The sequence below is a fragment of the Pseudoxanthomonas sp. LjRoot206 genome (genome assembly GCF_056175725.1).
Window position 1 is genome coordinate 828,061 of record NZ_JBGFFI010000002.1, and the last position, 18,756, is coordinate 846,816.

General features: G+C 69.2%; 15 protein-coding genes and 2 pseudogenes. 13 read left to right on the forward strand and 4 right to left on the reverse strand.

The annotated features are described in order from the left end of the window. Positions 1–2 precede the first annotated feature (2 nt). Positions 3–950 carry a glutathione synthase gene (gene gshB, locus AC04MD_RS08535; RefSeq protein WP_475496846.1) on the reverse strand — a complete coding sequence of 316 codons (948 nt, stop codon included), beginning with the start codon at positions 948–950 and terminating at the stop codon, positions 3–5. A gap of 242 nt (positions 951–1,192) precedes the next feature. Here gshB and AC04MD_RS08540 point away from each other — a divergent pair, with 242 nt between their 5' ends. The 7 genes and pseudogenes from AC04MD_RS08540 to AC04MD_RS08570 all read left to right on the forward strand — a co-directional run bounded on the left by AC04MD_RS08540 (position 1,193) and on the right by AC04MD_RS08570 (position 12,089). Next, the gene (locus AC04MD_RS08540) at positions 1,193–1,594 is read left to right on the forward strand and encodes a response regulator (RefSeq protein WP_055940451.1); all 402 of its coding nucleotides are present in this window, start codon (positions 1,193–1,195) and stop codon (positions 1,592–1,594) included. 53 nt (positions 1,595–1,647) lie between these two features. After that, positions 1,648–2,178, forward strand: coding sequence for a chemotaxis protein CheW (locus tag AC04MD_RS08545; RefSeq protein WP_192310860.1), 531 nt, complete (start codon positions 1,648–1,650; stop codon positions 2,176–2,178). A gap of 33 nt (positions 2,179–2,211) precedes the next feature. After that, entirely contained in the window at positions 2,212–4,248 is a 2,037-nt protein-coding gene (locus tag AC04MD_RS08550) for a methyl-accepting chemotaxis protein (protein ID WP_475496847.1), read from the forward strand. Positions 4,249–4,338: 90 nt separating this feature from the next. Continuing rightward, positions 4,339–8,380, forward strand: a pseudogene (locus AC04MD_RS08555) (Hpt domain-containing protein); the annotation flags it as partial. Between the two features lie 194 nt (positions 8,381–8,574). Then, positions 8,575–10,368 (forward strand): annotated as a pseudogene (locus AC04MD_RS08560) (response regulator); the annotation flags it as partial. Next, on the forward strand, positions 10,361–11,608 hold the full coding sequence (locus AC04MD_RS08565; RefSeq protein ID WP_475496848.1) for a chemotaxis protein CheB: 1,248 nt from the start codon (positions 10,361–10,363) through the stop codon (positions 11,606–11,608). The pseudogene AC04MD_RS08560 and the gene AC04MD_RS08565, both read left to right, overlap by 8 nt. A gap of 10 nt (positions 11,609–11,618) precedes the next feature. After that, positions 11,619–12,089, forward strand: a complete 471-nt coding sequence (locus tag AC04MD_RS08570; RefSeq protein ID WP_475496849.1) for a chemotaxis protein CheW — start codon at positions 11,619–11,621, stop codon at positions 12,087–12,089. A 256-nt stretch (positions 12,090–12,345) separates the two neighbouring features. On the opposite strand, the gene AC04MD_RS08575 is transcribed toward AC04MD_RS08570, so the two are convergent. Beyond that, entirely contained in the window at positions 12,346–13,077 is a 732-nt protein-coding gene (locus AC04MD_RS08575; RefSeq protein WP_475496850.1) for a 16S rRNA (uracil(1498)-N(3))-methyltransferase, read from the reverse strand. 99 nt (positions 13,078–13,176) lie between these two features. Continuing rightward, positions 13,177–14,544: an adenosylmethionine--8-amino-7-oxononanoate transaminase gene (bioA, locus tag AC04MD_RS08580; RefSeq protein WP_475496851.1), complete on the reverse strand. Its 1,368-nt coding sequence runs from the start codon at positions 14,542–14,544 to the stop codon at positions 13,177–13,179. Positions 14,545–14,645: 101 nt separating this feature from the next. On the opposite strand from bioA, the gene nudE reads away from it, so the two are divergent. The 5 genes from nudE (at position 14,646) to AC04MD_RS08605 (ending at position 17,527) form a co-directional block, all read left to right on the forward strand. Further along, positions 14,646–15,194: an ADP compounds hydrolase NudE gene (gene nudE / locus AC04MD_RS08585; RefSeq protein ID WP_298130000.1), complete on the forward strand. Its 549-nt coding sequence runs from the start codon at positions 14,646–14,648 to the stop codon at positions 15,192–15,194. Next, positions 15,191–16,027 carry a 3'(2'),5'-bisphosphate nucleotidase CysQ gene (cysQ, locus tag AC04MD_RS08590; protein ID WP_475496852.1) on the forward strand — a complete coding sequence of 279 codons (837 nt, stop codon included), beginning with the start codon at positions 15,191–15,193 and terminating at the stop codon, positions 16,025–16,027. The genes nudE and cysQ overlap by 4 nt, the downstream gene beginning before the upstream one ends. Next, positions 16,011–16,823, forward strand: a complete 813-nt coding sequence (gene mazG / locus AC04MD_RS08595; RefSeq protein WP_475496853.1) for a nucleoside triphosphate pyrophosphohydrolase — start codon at positions 16,011–16,013, stop codon at positions 16,821–16,823. The genes cysQ and mazG overlap by 17 nt, the downstream gene beginning before the upstream one ends. Before the next feature lie 61 nt (positions 16,824–16,884). Further along, on the forward strand, positions 16,885–17,208 hold the full coding sequence (locus tag AC04MD_RS08600; RefSeq protein ID WP_475496854.1) for a YnfA family protein: 324 nt from the start codon (positions 16,885–16,887) through the stop codon (positions 17,206–17,208). 16 nt (positions 17,209–17,224) lie between these two features. Beyond that, on the forward strand, positions 17,225–17,527 hold the full coding sequence (locus tag AC04MD_RS08605; RefSeq protein WP_162337794.1) for an Mpo1-like protein: 303 nt from the start codon (positions 17,225–17,227) through the stop codon (positions 17,525–17,527). A gap of 51 nt (positions 17,528–17,578) precedes the next feature. Here AC04MD_RS08605 and AC04MD_RS08610 read toward each other — a convergent pair whose 3' ends face one another. Then, entirely contained in the window at positions 17,579–17,920 is a 342-nt protein-coding gene (locus AC04MD_RS08610) for a DMT family protein (RefSeq protein ID WP_241046992.1), read from the reverse strand. 128 nt (positions 17,921–18,048) lie between these two features. On the opposite strand from AC04MD_RS08610, the gene AC04MD_RS08615 reads away from it, so the two are divergent. Continuing rightward, positions 18,049–18,750 (forward strand): response regulator transcription factor, encoded by a 702-nt coding sequence (locus AC04MD_RS08615; RefSeq protein ID WP_055940490.1) that lies wholly within the window; start codon positions 18,049–18,051, stop codon positions 18,748–18,750. Positions 18,751–18,756: the final 6 nt, after the last annotated feature.

The window sequence follows — 18,756 nt, forward strand, 5'->3', positions numbered from 1 at the left end:
CATCAGACCGCCAGCTTCTTCTCGATGACGTCGAACAGCTGGCCGGCGATGTTCAGGCCGAACTGCGCGTCCAGCTCGCGCACGCAGGTGGGGCTGGTGACGTTGACCTCGGTCAGGTAGTCGCCGATCACGTCCAGGCCGACGAACAGCATGCCGCGGCGCTTCATCTCCGGACCGACCTGGGCGGCGATCCAGTGGTCGCGCTCGCTCAGCGGGCGGCCTTCGCCGCGCCCGCCGGCGGCCAGGTTGCCGCGGAACTCGTCGCCCTGCGGGATGCGCGCCAGCGCGTAGTCGACCGGCTCGCCGTCGACCAGCAGCACGCGTTTGTCGCCGTCCTTGATGCCGGGGATGAAGCGCTGGGCCAGGGTGAGATGGCCGGGGCCGACCAGGGTTTCCAGGATGACGTTGGTGTTGGGGTCGCCGGCCTTCACGCGGAAGATCGAGCGGCCGCCCATGCCGTCCAGCGGCTTCAGCACCGCCTCGCCGTGCTCGGCCACGAAGGCCTTCAGCGCGGCCGGGTCGCGACTGACCAGGGTCGGCGGGCAGCACTGCGGGAACAGCAGCGCCGCCAGCTTCTCGTTGAAGTCGCGCAGGCCCTGCGGGTCGTTGACGATCAGCGCACCGGCCTGCTGCGCGATGCTCAGCACCTGGGTGTCGTACAGGTACTGGTCGTCGACCGGCGGGTCCTTGCGCATCAGTACGACCTGGCCGGGGCCGAAGGCGAGTTCGCGCGCCTCGCCCAGTGTGAACCAGCCGGCCTTGTCGTCGCGGACCGTCAACGGCGCCACCTGGGCGTGCGCCACGCCGTCGCGCAGCGACAGCCGGCCGGGGGTGACGTAGTGCAGGCGGTGGCCGCGCCGCTGGGCTTCCAGCAGCATGGCGAAGGTGGTGTCCTTGGCGATCTTGATGGACCCGATGGGGTCCATGACGACGATGACGTCCAGCGGCATGGCGGGGGTTCTGCGGGAGACGACGCGATGGTATCAGGGCGCATGCGGTCGCCGCCCCGGCGCCGGTGGAACGCCCTGTCGCCGCCGTCGTCGCAAACTGCGACGGAGTTCGCATGATCCCGTTCATCGGAACGGCGGTCGGCGCTGCGGCTTGACAGTGCGCGCCGGGATAGGGGATATAGGCAGCAACGCAGCGTGGCCGGTTCGTCAATGAAGCCACGCGCGCATGGGGAAATCAGGTAATGACGCAGAACGAAGGCCAGGCCGGTGGACTCCACGGCCTAAGGGTCATGGTGATCGATGACTCGAAAACCATCCGCCGCACCGCAGAGACCCTGCTGAAACGCGAGGGGTGCGAAGTCGTGACCGCGACGGACGGCTTCGAGGCCCTGGCCAAGATCGCCGACCAGCAGCCGCAGATCATCTTCGTGGACATCATGATGCCGCGCCTGGATGGGTACCAGACCTGCGCGCTGATCAAGAACAACCAGGTGTTCAAGTCCACGCCGGTCATCATGCTGTCGTCCAAGGACAGCCTGTTCGACAAGGCGCGCGGGCGCATCGTCGGCTCGGAGCAGTACCTGACCAAGCCGTTCACGCGCGAGGAACTCCTCGACGCCATCCGCGCCCACGTCAGCACCTGAGGGGCTGGCGCCGTGGTCATCATTCGCACTGAGTGCACAGGGGGCGGGCGATGATCCGCACACCATTCGATACGCTGGCCGAATACGAGCGCCGCAGCCTGGCGCACGCCGTGGTGCAGCCGGCGCGCGAGATCGCGCAGGACCAGTACCGCGGCGTCGGTTACCGCGTGGGCAAGCGCCGGCTGATTTCCAACTTCGGGGAAGTGGTGGAAATCGTGCCGATGCCGCCGGTCACGCCGGTCCCGGGCGCGCACCCGTGGTTGCTGGGGATCGGCAACCTGCGCGGCAACCTGTTTCCGGTCGTGGACCTGAAGCAGTTCCTCGAAGGCGAACGCACCGTCCTGCACGAGGGCCAGCGCGTGCTGGTCATGCGCCAGGCCGGCGGCGACGTCGCGCTGACCATCGACGAGCTGTACGGCCAGCGCAGCTTCCACGAATCGCAGCAGGTCGAGCCGGGGGATCTGGCGGACGGCCGCTACGGGCATTTCATCGATCGCGCTTTCGCCAGCGACGATCAGCGGTGGGGCGTCTTTGCGCTGGGGTTGCTTGCGCGCACGCCCGAATTCCGCCAGACCGCGCTCTGAGCGCGGACGACAAGAACAATCAGGGGTTGAACGATGAGCACTGCGACGGATTCTCCTAGCGCCGGCAAGGTCGGCAGTTTCGGCAACAATTTCTGGCTGTTGCTGCTGGCGCTGTCGGTGCTGGTCTTCGGTGCCAACACCGGTGTGGCCACGTACCAGGGCAGCCGCCTGTCCGGCGCCAGCACCGGCGCATCGGACATGCGCGTGCTGTCGCAGCAGCTGACCAACCAGGGCCGGGAAGCCGTGGCCGGCAACGCCGAGGCGTTCAAGGCGTTCAAGGAGACCAAGCAGTCGGTCGAGTCCACGGTGTCCGACCTGCAGACCCGCTTCGGCAACGAAGGCGCCATCTCCGGGCCGCTGGCCAAGCTGAGCGCCACCTGGGCGCCGCTGGGCAAGAACGCCGATCAGATCGTCGCCTCCGAAGCCGCCGTGCTGGCACTGGCCGGCAACGCCGACCGCTTCGCCAACCAGGTGCCCAGCCTGCAGGCGCAGCTCAACGAAGTGGTGCGCGCCATGTCCGCCGGCGGTGCACCGTCCTCGCAGATCTACAGCGCGCTGCAGCAGGTCGTGCTGGCCGGCACCATGGCCCGCCGCGTGACCGAAATCCGGGCCGGTGGCGCCGGTGCCGCCACCGCCGGCGACGCGCTGGGCCGCGACGCCGTGCTGTTCGGCCAGGTGCTGGACGGCCTGCGCGACGGTAACCCGGACCTGGGCATCGCGCCGGTCCGCAACGCCGCCGCCCTGGCCGCGCTGCAGAACTCGCAGACCCTGTGGACCGCGATGAAGAAGGACCTGGACGCGATCCTGGCCAGCTCGCGCAACCTGTTCGCCGCGCAGTCGGCCGCCGCCGCGCTGACCAACGGCTCCGGCCAGATGCTCCAGGACAGCACGAACCTGTTCCAGGCGTTCTCGGCCTTCGGATCGGTGCGCGACACGCGCCTGTTCCCCAACTTCTGGCTCGGCATCGCCTCCGGTATCGCGGCGCTGATCTCCATCATCGGCCTGCTGTACTCGCTGTACCGCACCCGCCAGCGCGAGCAGGAAATGCGCTACCAGACGCAGGTGGAATACAACAGCCGCAACCAGCAGGCGATCATGCGGCTGCTGGACGAAATCTCGTCGCTGGGTGAAGGCGACCTGACGGTGAAGGCCTCCGTGACCGAGGACATGACCGGCGCCATCGCGGACGCCATCAACTACGCCGTGGACGAACTGCGCAACCTGGTGACCACGATCAACGACACCTCGGTGCAGGTGGCGGCATCGACCCAGGAGACCCAGGCCACCGCGCTGCAGCTGGCGGAAGCCGCCGGCCACCAGGCCGACCAGATCACCACCGCCTCCGACCGCATCAGCGAGATCGCGACCAGCATCGACCAGGTGTCGAAGAACTCCACCGAGTCCGCCGAAGTGGCGCAGCGCTCGGTGCAGATCGCGACCGAGGGCGCCGGCGTGGTGCGCGAGACGATCCGCGGCATGGACCAGATCCGCGACCAGATCCAGGAAACCTCCAAGCGCATCAAGCGCCTGGGCGAGTCCTCGCAGGAAATCGGCTCGGTGGTGGAACTGATCAACGACATTTCCGAGCAGACCAACATCCTGGCGCTCAACGCGGCCGTGCAGGCGGCTTCGGCCGGTGAAGCAGGCCGCGGTTTCGCGGTCGTGGCCGACGAAGTGCAGCGCCTCGCCGAACGCACCTCGGGCGCCACGCGCCGCATCGAATCGCTGGTGCAGACGATCCAGGCCGATACCAACGAAGCGGTCAGCTCGATGGAGCAGACCACCGCCGAAGTGGTGTCCGGTGCACGACTGGCCGAGGACGCGGGTACCGCGCTGGGCGAGATCGAGCGCGTGTCGAACGACCTGAACAACCTCATCAAGGGCATCTCCAGCGCCGCGCAGCAACAGTCTTCCGCCGCACTGGACATCACCCAGACGATGGGCGTGATCCGCCAGATCACCTCGCAGACCTCGCTGGGCGCCGGGCAGACGGCCGAGTCCATCGGACACCTGGCGCAGTTGGCCGCGGACCTGCGCCGTTCGGTCGCCGACTTCAAGCTGCCGGGCTGAGGACGGGACGCACTGCATGAACTTCCTACGCCTTCCCGCCTGCCAGCAGCGCGAGGCTGATGGCTCCGCCGTCGCCGCGGGAGCACGCCGATGAGTGCGCTGCGCGAAGCCATGAGCCACGCCGTCCTCGGCTGGGTGAAGCCCGAGCTGGACGAAACCCTGCGGCTGGTCCGCCAGGAGATCGAGGCGTTCGTCGAGACGCCTGCCGACAGCAGCCGGATGCGCTTCTGCGCCGGCTACCTGCACCAGGTGCAGGGCACCCTGCGCATGGTCGAGCTGTATGCGCCGGCGATGGTCGCCGAAGAACTCGAACTGCTCGCCAAGACACTGCAGGACGGTGCCGTGGCCGATCGCGACGAGGCCTGTGCCACGCTGATGCGCGGCGCGGTGCTGCTGCCGGACTACCTGGAACGCCTGCAGGACGGCCATCGCGACATCCCGATCGTGCTGCTGCCGCTGCTCAACGAGATCCGCGCCTCGCGCGGTGCGCCGGGACTCAACGAAAGCATGCTGTTCCCGGCCGGTGCCCGCGACGAAGCGGCCCCGAGCGAAGCCGAGATCGACCATGCGCGCAGCAGCCTCAGCGGCCGCAACCGCGAGCTGCTGGACACCGTCGGCAACGCGGTCAAGGAAGAACTGCTGCGCGTGAAGGACGCGCTGGACCTGCACCTGCGCACGGGCAGCGACGCGAACGAGCTCGACGCGCAGGTCACCGAACTGGGCAACGTCGCCGATACGCTCGGCATGATGGGCCTGGGCGTGGCCCGCGACGTCGTGCTGCAGCAGCGCGACACGTTGCGCGACGTGGCCTCCGGGTCGCGTCCGGCCGACGAGGGCACGCTGCTCGACGTCGCCGGCGCGCTGCTGTACGTCGACGCCTCGCTGGACGACCAGGTCGCCCGCCTGGGCAGCGGCGATGCCGAGCAGGACCCGAGCGCGGCCGAGTCGCAGCGCACGGTCGAAGTGCTGGCGCAGGAGGCGATCATCAATTTCGCCGGTGCGCGCGAGCGCTTCGTCGCCTTCATCGAAACCAACTGGGACCACGCCGAACTGGCGGAGGTGCCGCGCCTGCTGGACGAGGTGGCCGGCGCCTTGCGCATGCTCGAACTCGGCCAGGCCGGCGACTACGTGGTCGGCGTCAAGCGCTACGTCAGCGGCGAGCTGATCGGCAAGAAGCGCGTGCCCGGCGGCCAGCAACTGGACACGCTGGCCGATGCGATGGCCAGCCTGGAGTACTACCTGGAAGCGCTGCGCGAGCGGCGCCCCAACCGCGAGGACATCCTCGAGATCACTCGCGGCAGCCTGGAAGCGCTGCGTTACTGGCCGCTGCCGGCGGACGCCGTGGCACCCGTCGAAGCGTCCGTGGCCGAAGCGCCGACGCCGGTCGTCGAGGCGCCTGCCGCCGCGCAAGCCGCTGCCGTGGCCGACGCGCCTGCACCCGTTTCGTTCGGCGCGCTCTCGCTCGAGCCGCTGGATGCCGCGCCTGCACCGTCTGCAAATGCCGGCGCGAATCCATTCGATCCGGTCGGCTTCGAAGAAGACGCCATCGCGCCGCCGCTGACGATCGAGGCCGAAACGCCGCCGATCGATGTGGCCGCCGATGCGGACGACAGCACCGCGATCGACATGCCGGTCGAAGCCTCCGACGCGGCGGACGCGTCCGCGCCGGTGGTCGACTCCGACGAACTGCCCGACCTGCGCCACGAGATCGCCGCCGCTGCGGCGGCCGTGCCGTCCGCGGTCGTGGGCGGCTTCGATGGCGACAGCACCGACATCGACGACGACATCCGCGAGGTGTTCCTCGAGGAGTTCGACGAGGAGATCGTCAACCTGCGGCAGCTGCTGCCGGCCTGGCGCAGCAACACCGAAGACCTGGAGCGCCTGCGGCCGATCCGCCGCGTGTTCCATACGCTGAAGGGCAGCGGCCGCCTGGTCGGCGCCAAGACCCTCGGCGAGTTCAGCTGGAAGGTCGAGAACATGCTCAACCGCGTGCTCGACCGCACGCGCGCACCGAGCCATGCGGTCGAAGTCCTGCTGGAGCAGGCCTGCGACACGTTGCCCCAACTCAACGCCGCACTGCGTGGCCAGGGCAGCGTCACCGCCGACCTGACGGGCCTGCAGGCCGTCGCCGACCGCCTGGCGGCCGGTGAGGACGCGTACTACAGCGTGGAACCGGGGGTGGCGCAGGACGAGACGGCCGACGCCGTCGAACCGACGCACGTCGCGCCCACCCCGATCGTCGAGGACGCGCCGGTCGCGTTCGAACCGGAAGCCGAAGGCACGCCAGCGTCGGTCGATGCGGTGCTGCGCGAAATCCTGGAAGCCGAAGTCGACAACCATCTCGATACGGTCGACCACTGGCTGCAGAAGGCGCAGGTGGACGCCACGCCGGTCAGCGAAGAGCTGCTGCGCGCGATCCATACGATGAACGGTGCGCTGGCGATGGCCGATGTGCCCGAGATCACCCAGGTCACCTCCGCGGCCGAGCAGTACACCAAGCGCTTGCTGGCGGCCGGCGAAACGCCGTCGCCGGAAGGCGTCGCCGCGTTCGCCGACACTGCGCAGGCGATCCGCCGCAGCGTCGCGGCGCTGCAGGCGCCGTCGCCGCGCATCCCGGTGTTCGCCGCGCTGGCGGGCCAGCTGCGTGCCCTCAGCGACGGCTTGCCCGATGTGCGCCACGGCGCGCAGATCGTCGACGACACCCACCAGGGCACGTATGTCGGCCAGACGCCGATCGCCCCGCCGGTCGGTCCGTCCGATGTCGAGCTGCTGGCGATGGACCTGTCGGCCTACCTCGATGCCGAGGCGGCCAACGGTGCCGGTGGATTCGACATCGCCGTACCGGCCGATGGCGCCACGCCCGACGAGGTCGCGACACTGCCGGTCGAGGAGATCGCCAGCGACAGCGCGGAAACGGTGTCGTCGGTCGACGCGCCCGCCGTGCCGGAAACGCCGGCACCGGTGGACCAGAGCGTCACCTTCTACGACCTCGATTACCGCATCCTGCCGCGCGCGCATGCACCGGAACCCGAACCCGCGGCACCTGTTGGCGAAGAAGCGCAGGAAGCCGAGGCAACGGCCGAGGTCGAAGAGATCGTCGTCGCCGAGATGGATGCGGACCTCGTCGAGGCGGCCGAGGACGCCGCGCCGTTGGTCGAAGAGCCGGTCCTGGCGTCCGATGAAGCGGCGCCTGCTGCCGAGGACGACACGCTGGCGGTCGATGGCGACCTGCCCGCATTCCTCGCCGAGGAAGAGACTGCAGCGTCGGCGGATGCCGGCGATGGCGAGGCCGTGGCCGAAGAAGCGCTGTCCGTCGCGGCCGACGACGTCGCCGGACAAGACGAAGTGGCGCCCGTTGAGCTGTCCGCCGCCGAAGCAGTCGCGGAGGTGGATGCGGCCGAGACCGCGGACGTCGCCGAAGCCGAAGGGATCGAAGCGATCACCGTCGAGGCCGACGCCGTCGAGACCCTTGATGCGCCTGTGGCCACGGTCGAAGAAGACGTTGTCACGACGGAAGCACTGTCCGCCGTCGCCGCGGACGACGCGTCCGACGTCGACGTGGTCGCCGCCGATGAGGCCGACGTTGCGCTGGCCCTCGACGATACCGCTGCCGAAGACGCCTCTCCGGACGTGTCCACGGTCGACGACGTCGTCGAAACCACGGACATCGTGGAGGCGGTGGAGGCTTCTGCGGAAGAAACCGCACCGATGGACGTCGAAGCCGTTGCCTCCGTCGAAGTCGAGGAGCCTGCCGTGACCGCACCCGCCGACATGCCGGAGCCGGAAGAGGCCCTCGACCTGACCGGGCTCGACCTGGACCTGGTCGAGATCTTCATCGAGGAAGGCAACGACCTGCTCGACCACTCCGACGACCTGATCGCCAAGCTGCGCGAAACGCCGGAAGACCGCGCGCTGATCACCAGCCTGCAGCGCGACCTGCACACGCTGAAGGGCGGCGCGCGCATGGCCGGCATCCACGCCGTCGGCGACCTGGGCCACGCGATCGAATCGATGCTGGAATCGATCGCCGGCCAGCGGACCGAGCTCGACCGCCGCGCCATCCAGCTGCTGGAACGCGGGTTCGACACGCTGCACGCGCAGCTCGCCCGCGTCACCGCGCGCCGCGCCGTCTCGATCCCGGACGGCATGATCGCGGAGTTCAATGCGCGTGCCCGCGGCATCGAGCTGCCCGACGCACCGGCTGCCGCCGATGCGCCCGCCGCGCCGGTCGAACTGGCGCCGCTGTCGGCGCCGATCGACACCGATGCGGCGACCGCGCCCGCCGAGGAAGAATTCTTCCCCGTCGGCCAGCAGGAGCAGGTACGCGTCCGCGCCGACCTGCTCGACCGCCTGGTCAACAATGCGGGCGAAGTCGCGATCTACCGCGCGCGCCTGGAGCAGCAGCTGGGCGCGTTCCGCGGTGCGATGGCGGAACTGGACCGCACCAACATCCGTATGCACGACCAGCTGCGCCGCCTCGACCTGGAAACGGAGGCGCAGATCGTCGCCCGTTACCAGCGCGAGCACGACAAGCAGGATCCGACCTTCGATCCGCTGGAACTGGACCGCTTCTCCACGCTGCAGCAGCTCAGCCGCGCGCTCGCCGAATCGGCCGCCGACATCAGCGGCCTGCAGGGCGTGCTGGACGACCTCGCGCGCCAGTACGACAGCCTGCTGCAGCAGCAGTCGCGCGTCAGCTCCGAGCTGCAGGACGGCCTGATGCGTGCGCGCATGCTGCCGTTCGAAGGCATCGTGCCGCGCCTGCGCCGCGTGCTGCGCCAGGCCGCGACGGAAACGCACAAGCAGGTCAGCCTGCAGTTCTCCGGTACGCATGGCGAAATGGACCGCAACGTGCTGGACCGCATGACCGCGCCGCTGGAGCACCTGCTGCGCAACTCCGTCGCGCACGGTCTGGAAACGCCGAAGGAACGCCGCAAGGCCGGCAAGGCGGAAGAGGGCACCGTGCACGTCGCGCTGCGTCGCGAAGGCTCGGAAATGGTGCTGGAGGTGACCGACGACGGCGCCGGCCTGAACCGCGACGCGATCCGCAAGCGCGCCGAACAGCGCGGCCTGCTGCAGCCGGGCGCGGTGTTGCCCGACAGCGCGCTGGACCGCCTGATCCTGGAGCCCGGCTTCAGCACCGCCGACAAGGTCAGCCAGCTGGCTGGGCGCGGCGTGGGCATGGACGTGGTCTACAACGAGGTGCGCCAGCTCGGGGGTTCGCTGGAAATCAGCTCGGTGCCGGGCAAGGGCGCGACGTTTACCCTGCGCCTGCCGCAGACGCTGGCGGTCAGCCAGGCGGTGTTCGTGCAGATCGGCGAGACGCAGTTCGCGGTGCCGGTGGCGGCGGTCAGCGGTATCGGCCGCATCAGCCACGCCCGCTTCAGCGCCGGTGCGGGCAGCTACCACTACGCCGGCGAAGACTATCCGCTGTACAACCTCGGCCACCTGGTCGGGCAGGGCGCGGCCAAGGCCGAAGGCCAGCCGCAGGTGCCGCTGCTGTTGGTGCGTTCGGGCGACCTGCGCGCCGCCGTGGCGGTGGACCAAGTGCTCGGCAACCGCGAAATCGTGGTCAAGCCGGTCGGTCCGCAGATCGCCTCGATCCCCGGCATCTACGGTGCCACGATCACCGGCGACGGCAGCGTGGTGGTGATCCTGGACGCCGCGCCGCTGGTGCGTCGCCACCTCGCGCAGCCGCAGGAGCCCGCGGCGCAGGCGCCGACGGTCGAACAGCGCCGTGTGCCGCTGGTGATGGTGGTCGACGACTCGCTGACCATGCGCAAGGTGACCAGCCGCGTGCTGGAACGCCACAACTTCGAGGTCGGCGCCGCGCGCGACGGCGTCGAAGCGCTGGAGAAGCTGGAAGAGCGCGTGCCCGACCTGATGCTGCTCGACATCGAGATGCCGCGCATGGACGGTTACGAGCTGGCCACGGCGATGAAGGCCGATCCGCGCTTCAAGGACGTGCCGATCGTGATGATCACCTCGCGTACCGGCGACAAGCACCGCCAGCGCGCCTTCGACATCGGCGTGCAGCGCTACCTGGGCAAGCCGTACCAGGAGCTCGACCTGATGCGCAACGTGTACGACCTGCTGGGAATCGCCCGTGTCCGTGAGTGAAGCCAAACGCGTCGCCCTGCTGGCGCGCCCGGGCGAGGCGCGCGAGCGCCTGCGCGTGGCGCTGCACGAGGCCGGCGCCGAAATCGTGCTGGAAGACGACCCCAACGCACTCGATGCCGAGGCGCTGGGCAACAGTGCGCCGCAGGTGGTGCTGGTGGCGCTGGAGCCGGCCATCGAGGACAGCCTGGAGCGCTTCGACAGCGTGCTGCACGATCCCGCGGTCGCGGTGATCTTCGACGAGGCCGAGCTGGCCGCGCGCCGCCAGGGCTGGGACGCCCAGCGCTGGGCACGCCACCTCGCCGCCAAGCTGCACGGCCATCGCGACGTGCTGCCGCCCGGCCGCGAGGAGGACGTAGGCCTGCAGCTGGAACCCGGGCTGCCCGTCACGCCTGCGCAATTGCACGAAGGCGACAACGTGTCCGATTACCTGGCGTCGGTCGCCGGGATGGCGCTGGAACTGCCCAGCGACGATTACGCCTATACCGGCAGCTTCCACGCACGCCAGACGGACGAGCAGGTCATCGACGCGGATGCCTGGTTGCGTTCGGCCTCCACCCCGGCGGAGGCGCCGTCCTCACCCCCGCCGCTGCCCGAACTTCCGTCGGCCGGACCGCCGCCGTTGCCCGACGCGCCGGCCGCGAAGGCCTCCTCCGGCTTCGACCTGTCGACGCTGGAACTGGAACCGCTGGATGGCGGTGGCGTCGCGCCGTCGGCGCGTGCGCAGGGCGCGGTGCTGGTGTTCGCCGGCATCGGCGGTCCCGATGCCGTGCGCAAGCTGCTCGCCGACCTGCCGACCGGATTCCCGAAGCCGGTGATGGTGCACCTGCGCCTCGACGGCGGCCGCTACGACAACCTGGTCCGGCAGATGGAGCGCGTGGCGCATATGCCGGTGCTGCTGGCCGAGGCTGGCAAGGCCGCCGAAGCCGGACACATCTATGTGCTGCCCGGCGACGTGGTGCCGTTCGTCGACGATGGCGCGGTGAGTTTCCGCCCCGGCGAGGTGATCCACACGATGATCCCGCAGCTGCCGCCGGCCGACAGCGCGGTGCTGCTGTTGAGCGGCAGCGATACAGCGCTGGTCGACGCGACCGCAGCGCTGGGTAAGGCAGGCGCGCTGGTCATGGGCCAGTCGCAGGACGGCTGCTACGACCCCGCCGCGCCCAAGGCGCTCGCTGCGCGCGGCGCCGACCTGGGTTCGCCCGCGCTGATCGCGCAACGCCTGACCGACCGCTGGTTCTGAGGAACACACGATGGCCCATTCCAACGACGAAATCCGCGGCGTCCTGATCCAGGCGGGCGAGTACCGCCTGCTGCTGCCCAACGCCACCGTCGCCGAAGTGCTGACGCGCGCACCGGTCGAGCCGGTGGCCGACATGCCCGACTGGCTGCCGGGTCGCATCGACTGGCATGGCTGGCCGGTGCCGCTGGTCGCGTTCGGCCGCCTGACCGGCAACGCCAACGACCCGGTGGCGTTGAACAGCAAGATCGTCGTGCTGAAGGCCTTGAGCGGCGACAAGGACCGCCCGTACTTCGCGCTGCTGACGCCGTCGTTCCCGCGCCTGGTGTCGGTGCCGCGCGACGGCCTGCTCGCCGACGCGACCGAGGAAGACCTGCCGGTCGGCGTGAAGGTGCGCGTGCTGCTCGGCGACGAAGCCGCCGTGCTGCCGGACCTGGAACTCGTCGAGACGATGATCGACGACGCGCTGGCCAGCGCGGCCTGACGCTTCATGGGGTGGGCCGGGCCCACCTCCGTACATCATGCAGATGCTTCGGTCTGCGGCGCCGCAGACCGGTGCCGTGCGATGGCGGGCTTGAGCCCGCCCTACGGTCTGGCACGCGACGAGACGAGGATGGCCGGCGCGGCATGACCTTTCGTAGAGTGGGCCTTGGCCCACCTATTCGCGATCTGCGACCGACGTTGTTCGACATGCGGTCGGGGTACGTCTGATGCCTTGCGATGACAGACGTGAGCCCGTCTTACAGGTCGCCGAATCTCGACTGCAGCGCGGCGATGGCCGCGAGGCCTGCAGTTTCGGTGCGCAGGATGCGCGGGCCGAGGCGCAGGCCGATGAATCCCGCCGCCGCCAGGGTGTCGCGGTCGCGCGGCGACCAGCCGCCTTCGGGTCCGATCGCCACCACCACCTTGGCCGCGGCGACGTTCACTGTGGCCAGCGATACCTCGCCGACCGGATCCAGCGTCAGTTTCGTCGCCCCGGCATCGACCGAGCGTGCCGCGTCGGCCAGCGCGGCTGGCGACGCGAGCGTCGGCAGGCGTGCGCGCCCGCTCTGCTCGCAGGCCGAGGCGATGACGCTGCGCCAATGCGCCACGCGTTTCTCGGTGCGTTCGGCGTCCAGCTTCACCTCGGTGCGCTCCGCCATCACCGGCACGATCGCGGCCACGCCGAGTTCGGTCGCCTTCTGCAGGATCAGGTCCATCTTCTCGCCGCGCGCGATGCCCTGCAGCAGGGTGACGTGCAGCGGCGACTCGTTGTCGACGGCGCGTGCGCCGACGATGTCCGCCAGCACGCCGCGCTTGCTGATCGCGGTGATGCGCGCGTCGTAGTCATGGCCGTCGCCGTTGAACAGCACGCAGCCGTCGCCTTCGCGCAGCCGCAGCACGCGGGCGAGGTGGTTGGCGGCGGTATCGGGCAGGGCGAACTGCGCGCCAGCCTGCAATGGCAGTTCAACGAAGCAACGGGTCAGGCGCATCGGACATTCCTGTAGGAGGGGCTTCAGCCCCGACCGCGGATCGGATGGAATGGACCGGGCCGCAAGGACTTGCGGCAGCGAGCGGGACGGAACGGGGCGTCACGCCGTCGCCTCGTCGATCGCCGTCCGGGTGACGTCGGCCAGCAGTTGCAGCGCGTCCCCGTCCACGCAATAAGGGGGCATCCAGTACAGCACGTCGCCCAGCGGCCGCAGCACCACGCCGCGCGCGAGCGCCGCGCGGTACGCCTTCAGGCCGATGCGCGCCGCGGCGGGGAAGGGCGTGGCCTTGTCGCCGTCCTGGGTCAGTTCGAAGGCCAGCATCATGCCGGCCTGGCGCACGTCGGCGACGTGCCGGTGCGCCGCCAGCGGTTCGGCGAGCGCCGCCATCGTGCGCGCGGTGGCGCGATTGCGTGCCAGCACGTCGTCGGCGCGGAAGATGTCCAGCGACGCCAGCGCGGCCGCGCATGCGAGCGGATTGCCGGTGTAGCTGTGCGAATGCAGGAAGGCGCGTTCGCGCGAATCGTCGAGGAAGCCATTGTAGATCGCCTGCGTGGCCAGCACCGCGGCCAGTGGCAGGAAGCCGCCGGTCAGGCCCTTCGACAGGCACAGCAGGTCCGGCATCACGCCGCTCTGCTCGCTGGCGAACAACGTGCCGGTGCGGCCGAAGCCGACCGCGATCTCGTCGGCGATCAGGAACGCGCCGCTCGCATCGCAGAGCCGACGCACGCGGGCCAGGTAGTCGGGATGGTGCATGCGCATGCCGCCGGCGCACTGCACGCGCGGCTCGACGATGACCGCGCAGACTTCGCCTGCATGATCGTCCAGCAGTGCCGCCAGCGCATCGGCGGCGCGCTGCGCGCAGTCGGCCGGCGATTCGCCGGGCTGCGCCAGGTAGGCATCGGGCGAGGGCGCGAACAAGGCCTCGGTCAGCAGCGGCGCATAGACCCGCCGGTACAGCGGGATGTCGCCCACCGCGAGCGCACCCAGCGTTTCGCCGTGGTAGCCGTTCTCCAGCGCAATGAACTTCGTGCGCCGGTGCTCGCCACGGTTGTGGAACCAGTGGAACGCCATCTTCAGCGCCACTTCCACGCCGGCCGAGCCGTTGTCGGCGTAGAACACCTTCGCCAGCGGCGCCCGACCCGGCTGCCGCGGCGCCACCGCCAGCAAGCGTTCGGCCAGTTCCACCGCCGGCGCATGGGTGAAGCCGGCCAGCATCACCTGCTCCAGCGACTGCGCCTGTGCGGCGATGGCGGCGCCGATGCGCGGTTCCGCATGGCCGAACAGGTTGGTCCACCAGCTGCTCACCGCATCCAGGTAACGCGTGCCGTCGTGGCCGACCAGCCATGCGCCTTCGCCGCGGGCGATCGGCACCAGTGGCAAGGTGTGCGGGTGTTCACGCATCTGCGTGCAGGGATGCCACAGCACCGACAGATCACGGGCACGCCAGTCGTCCGCCTCTGCTAGCATTCCCGTCTGATGATCCTGTTGTCGCATCCCCCCATGATATCGGGCACCGCCCCCTGCCGTCGCCGCGCATCGCGTGGCGCGGGCGGATTCCGCCCCGTCGCATGAGCCGCCTGCCCACCATCCACGGGATCACCCAGCGCGCCGACGGGCCGGACCGGCATGTCGAAGAGCTGGACCTGGAATTCAGCAACGGCGAACGCCGCCGTTACCACCGCCTGCGCTCTCAGGGCCATGGCGCGGTGGTCGTGGTGCCGATGCAGGACGACGAAACGGTGCTGCTGGTGCGCGAGTACGCCGCCGGCATGCACCGCTACGAGCTGGGCCTGGTGAAGGGCCGCATCGATGCCGGCGAAACGCCCGAACAGGCGGCCGACCGCGAACTGAAGGAAGAAGCCGGCTTCGGCGCGCGCCGCCTCGACGTGCTGCGCGCCCTGACCCTGGCGCCCACCTACATGAGCCACCAGTCCTGGCTGGTGGTGGCAAGAGACCTGTACCCCGAGCGCCTGCCGGGGGATGAACCCGAGGAGTTGGAAGTAGTGCCCTGGAAGTTGCAAGACCTCGACCAGTTGATGCTGCGCGAGGATTTTTCGGAAGGCCGTTCGCTGGCGGCGCTGTTCATCGCCCGCGAATGGTTGAACGCGCGGACATGAGTCGAATGACCGCAGACCTGCACGAAGCCGTCATCGTCATCGCCCGCGAAGCGGGCCTCGCCATCATGGCGGTGTACGAGAACGCCTTCGACGTGCAGCGCAAGAGTGACGACAGCCCGCTGACCGCCGCCGACATGGCGGCCCACCAGGTGATCACCGACGGCCTGCGCCGGCTGACCCCGCAGTGGCCGGTGCTGTCGGAAGAAGCTGCTGACATCCCGTGGTCCGAACGCAGCCAGTGGCCGACCTACTGGCTGGTGGACCCGCTGGATGGCACGCGCGAGTTCATCAAGCGCAACGGCGAGTTCACCGTCAACATCGCCCTGATCGAGCAGAACGAACCCATCTTCGGCGTGGTCCACGCGCCGGTGACCGGCGAGACCTGGCATGCACGGCAGGGCCGCAACGCCTACCGCCGCGTCGGCGACGTGGATGCGCAGATCCGCACGCGCGCCCCGGCCACCGGCACGCTGACGGTCGCGGCCAGCCGCTCGCACCGCGACGCGCGCACGCAGGCCTTCCTCGACGGCATGGGCGGAATCGAGGAGATATCGCTCGGCTCGTCGCTGAAGTTCTGCCGCATCGCCGAGGGCACGCTGGACGTCTACCCGCGCTTCGGCCCCACCAGCGAGTGGGACACCGCCGCCGCGCAATGCGTGCTGGAAGCCGCCGGCGGCGCGCTGCTGGCGCCGGATGGGCGCGCGTTCCGCTACAACCGTCGCGAAACGCTGCTCAACGGCGATTTCGTGGCGCTCGGCGACATGACGCTGCCGTGGCGTACCTGGCTGGCGCGCGCGCAGGACGACGCGAATGGACATGCCCGCAGCGCCTGACGGCGACATCGCGCGACTGCTGGCCATCATGGCCCGCCTGCGCGATCCCGACGGCGGGTGCCCCTGGGACCTGGAGCAGGATTTCTCGACCATCGCCCCGTACACGGTGGAAGAGGCCTACGAAGTCGCCGACGCGATCGACCGCCACGACCTGCCGGCGCTGAAGGACGAACTGGGCGACCTGCTGCTGCAGGTCGTCTTCCACGCGCAGATGGCGCAGGAGCAGGGCGCCTTCGCCTTCGGCGATGTCGTCGACGCAATCTGCGACAAGATGGTGCGGCGCCATCCGCATGTCTTCGGCGACGCCTCGTTCGCCGATGCGGAAGCGCAGACCGTCAACTGGGAAGCGATCAAGGCGGCCGAACGCAAGGCCGCAGGCGAAGAAGACACGTCCGCGCTGGCCGGCGTCTCGCGCGGCCTGCCCGAATGGCAGCGCGCGATCAAGCTGCAGTCGCGCGCGGCGCGCGTGGGTTTCGACTGGCCCGATACCGCGCCGGTGATCGACAAGCTGCACGAGGAGATCGACGAAGTGCGCGTCGAACTCGCCGCCGCACCGTCGCCCGAACGCGATGAGCGACTCGAAGACGAGATCGGTGACCTGCTGTTCGTCGCCGCCAACCTCGCGCGCCACGCCAAGGTGGACGTGGGCGGCGCGCTGCGTCGCGCCAACCTCAAGTTCGAACGCCGCTTCCGTGCGATGGAGGCGTTCGCCGCCGAAGACGGCACCACCATGTCCGCGCTCAGCCTGGAAGAACAGGAAGCGCTGTGGGCGAAGGTGAAGCGACAGGGCTTGTAGGAGGGGCTTCAGCCCCGACCGCACAAAGCATCGGGGCTGAAGCCCCTCCTACAGGGGTCCCATGAAAACCTTGCTGCTGTTCCTCGCCACCGCGCTGGCCGAAATCGTCGGCTGCTACCTGCCCTACCTGTGGTTGCGCAAGGGAGGTAGCGCCTGGCTGCTGGTGCCGGCGGCCGCCAGCCTGGCGTTGTTCGCCTGGCTGCTGACCCTGCACCCCACAGCGTCGGGCCGTGTCTATGCCGCGTATGGCGGCGTCTACGTCACCATGGCGATCGGCTGGTTGTGGGCGGTGGATGCGGTGAAGCCGACGCGCTGGGACCTGCTGGGCGCCGGCTTGTGCCTGGCCGGCATGGCGGTGATCATGTTCGCGCCACGCGCCGCCTGACCCTGTGGGAGGGGACATGAGCCGCTTCGCCAGCTTCCGCGAGTTCTACCCGTTCTACCTCGACGAGCACAGCAACCGCACCTCACGCCGCCTGCACTTCATCGGCAGCTGCGGCGTGCTCGCGCTGCTGGTGCTGGCCATCGTCGAACGCAACGCCTGGTGGCTGCTCGCCGCGCTGTTCTGCGGCTACGGCTTCGCCTGGGTAGGCCACTTCTTCTTCGAGAAGAACCGCCCTGCCACCTTCAAGCACCCGTTCTATTCCTTCGCCGGCGACTGGGTGATGTTCAAGGACATCCTGACCGGCAAGATCCGGTTCTAGGTAGCGTGCGCCGTGCGCACGACCCCGAGATCTCCGTGCGCACGGCGCACGCTACGGCTCGTAGAACATCAGGAACGCCGCGCCGACGATGAGCGCGAAGGCCGCGTAGTGGTTCCACTTCAGCGGCTGGCCCAGGTACCAGGTGCTGAAGCCGGCGAAAACCAGCAGGGTCAGGATTTCCTGGATGGTCTTCAGCTGCACCACCGAGTACACCGCGCTGCCCATGCGATTGGCCGGCACCATCAGCATGTACTCGAAGAAGGCGATGCCCCAGCTGGCCAGGATCACCATGAACAGCGGCGCGGACTTGTACTTCAGGTGCCCGTACCAGGCGAAGGTCATGAAGACGTTGGAGGCCAGCAGCAGGAAGAGGGGCAGGACGCGGTCGATCATGGCGGGGCCAGTGGGGAAAGAGGGCGAAGCGTAATCCCAACTGCCGACTGAATGGAAAGATCGTCTTCACGCGGTGTCTACCGGTCGACCGGTAGTTTCACAAACCTGAAGCCTCTCAAGGAGTCGTCATGCGACACAGTCAGGAAACTGCGGGTCTGGTGCTGGTGGTGGAAGACAACCGCAATATCTCCGAGATGATCGGGGAATACCTCGAAGGTCGCGGTTTTGAAGTCGACTACGCCACCGACGGCCTGGACGGTTACCGGCTGGCCGTGGAGAACAGTTACGACGTGCTGGTGCTCGACCTGATGCTGCCGCGCCTGGACGGCATGGAAGTCTGCAAGCGGCTGCGCACCGAAGCGCGCAAGTCCACCCCGGTGCTGATGCTGACCGCGCGCGATACCCTCGACGACAAGCTGACCGGCCTGAGCTCCGGTGCCGACGATTACCTCACCAAGCCGTTCGCGATCCAGGAACTGGAAGCCCGCCTGCGCGCCCTGATCCGCCGCGAGCGCCGCCAGGTCGGTGCCGAGGTGCTGAAGGTCGCCGACCTGGTCCTCGACCCGGTCAGCATGCGCGCCACCCGCGGCGGCACCGAACTGATGCTGTCGCCCATCGGCCTGCGCCTGCTGACCATCCTGATGCGCGAATCGCCGCGCGTGGTGACCCGCCAGGAAATCGAACGCGAGATCTGGGGCAACGGGCTGCCGGATTCGGACACGCTGCGCAGCCACCTGTACAACCTGCGCAAGGTGATCGACAAGCCGTTCGACAAGCCGCTGCTGCACACCGTGCAGAGCGCGGGCTACCGCATCGCCGACATCGGCTGACCCGCC

Bases quoted from the DNA above. Each gene is read 5' to 3' on its own strand.
- gshB (WP_475496846.1), bottom strand. From the start codon at position 950: ATGCCGCTGGACGTCATCGTCGTCATGGACCCCATCGGGTCCATCAAG.
- AC04MD_RS08540 (WP_055940451.1), top strand. From the start codon at position 1,193: ATGACGCAGAACGAAGGCCAGGCCGGTGGACTCCACGGCCTAAGGGTC.
- AC04MD_RS08550 (WP_475496847.1), top strand. From the start codon at position 2,212: ATGAGCACTGCGACGGATTCTCCTAGCGCCGGCAAGGTCGGCAGTTTC.
- AC04MD_RS08570 (WP_475496849.1), top strand. From the start codon at position 11,619: ATGGCCCATTCCAACGACGAAATCCGCGGCGTCCTGATCCAGGCGGGC.
- AC04MD_RS08575 (WP_475496850.1), bottom strand. From the start codon at position 13,077: ATGCGCCTGACCCGTTGCTTCGTTGAACTGCCATTGCAGGCTGGCGCG.
- bioA (WP_475496851.1), bottom strand. From the start codon at position 14,544: ATGCTAGCAGAGGCGGACGACTGGCGTGCCCGTGATCTGTCGGTGCTG.
- nudE (WP_298130000.1), top strand. From the start codon at position 14,646: ATGAGCCGCCTGCCCACCATCCACGGGATCACCCAGCGCGCCGACGGG.
- cysQ (WP_475496852.1), top strand. From the start codon at position 15,191: ATGAGTCGAATGACCGCAGACCTGCACGAAGCCGTCATCGTCATCGCC.
- mazG (WP_475496853.1), top strand. From the start codon at position 16,011: ATGCCCGCAGCGCCTGACGGCGACATCGCGCGACTGCTGGCCATCATG.
- AC04MD_RS08600 (WP_475496854.1), top strand. From the start codon at position 16,885: ATGAAAACCTTGCTGCTGTTCCTCGCCACCGCGCTGGCCGAAATCGTC.
- AC04MD_RS08605 (WP_162337794.1), top strand. From the start codon at position 17,225: ATGAGCCGCTTCGCCAGCTTCCGCGAGTTCTACCCGTTCTACCTCGAC.
- AC04MD_RS08610 (WP_241046992.1), bottom strand. From the start codon at position 17,920: ATGATCGACCGCGTCCTGCCCCTCTTCCTGCTGCTGGCCTCCAACGTC.
- AC04MD_RS08615 (WP_055940490.1), top strand. From the start codon at position 18,049: ATGCGACACAGTCAGGAAACTGCGGGTCTGGTGCTGGTGGTGGAAGAC.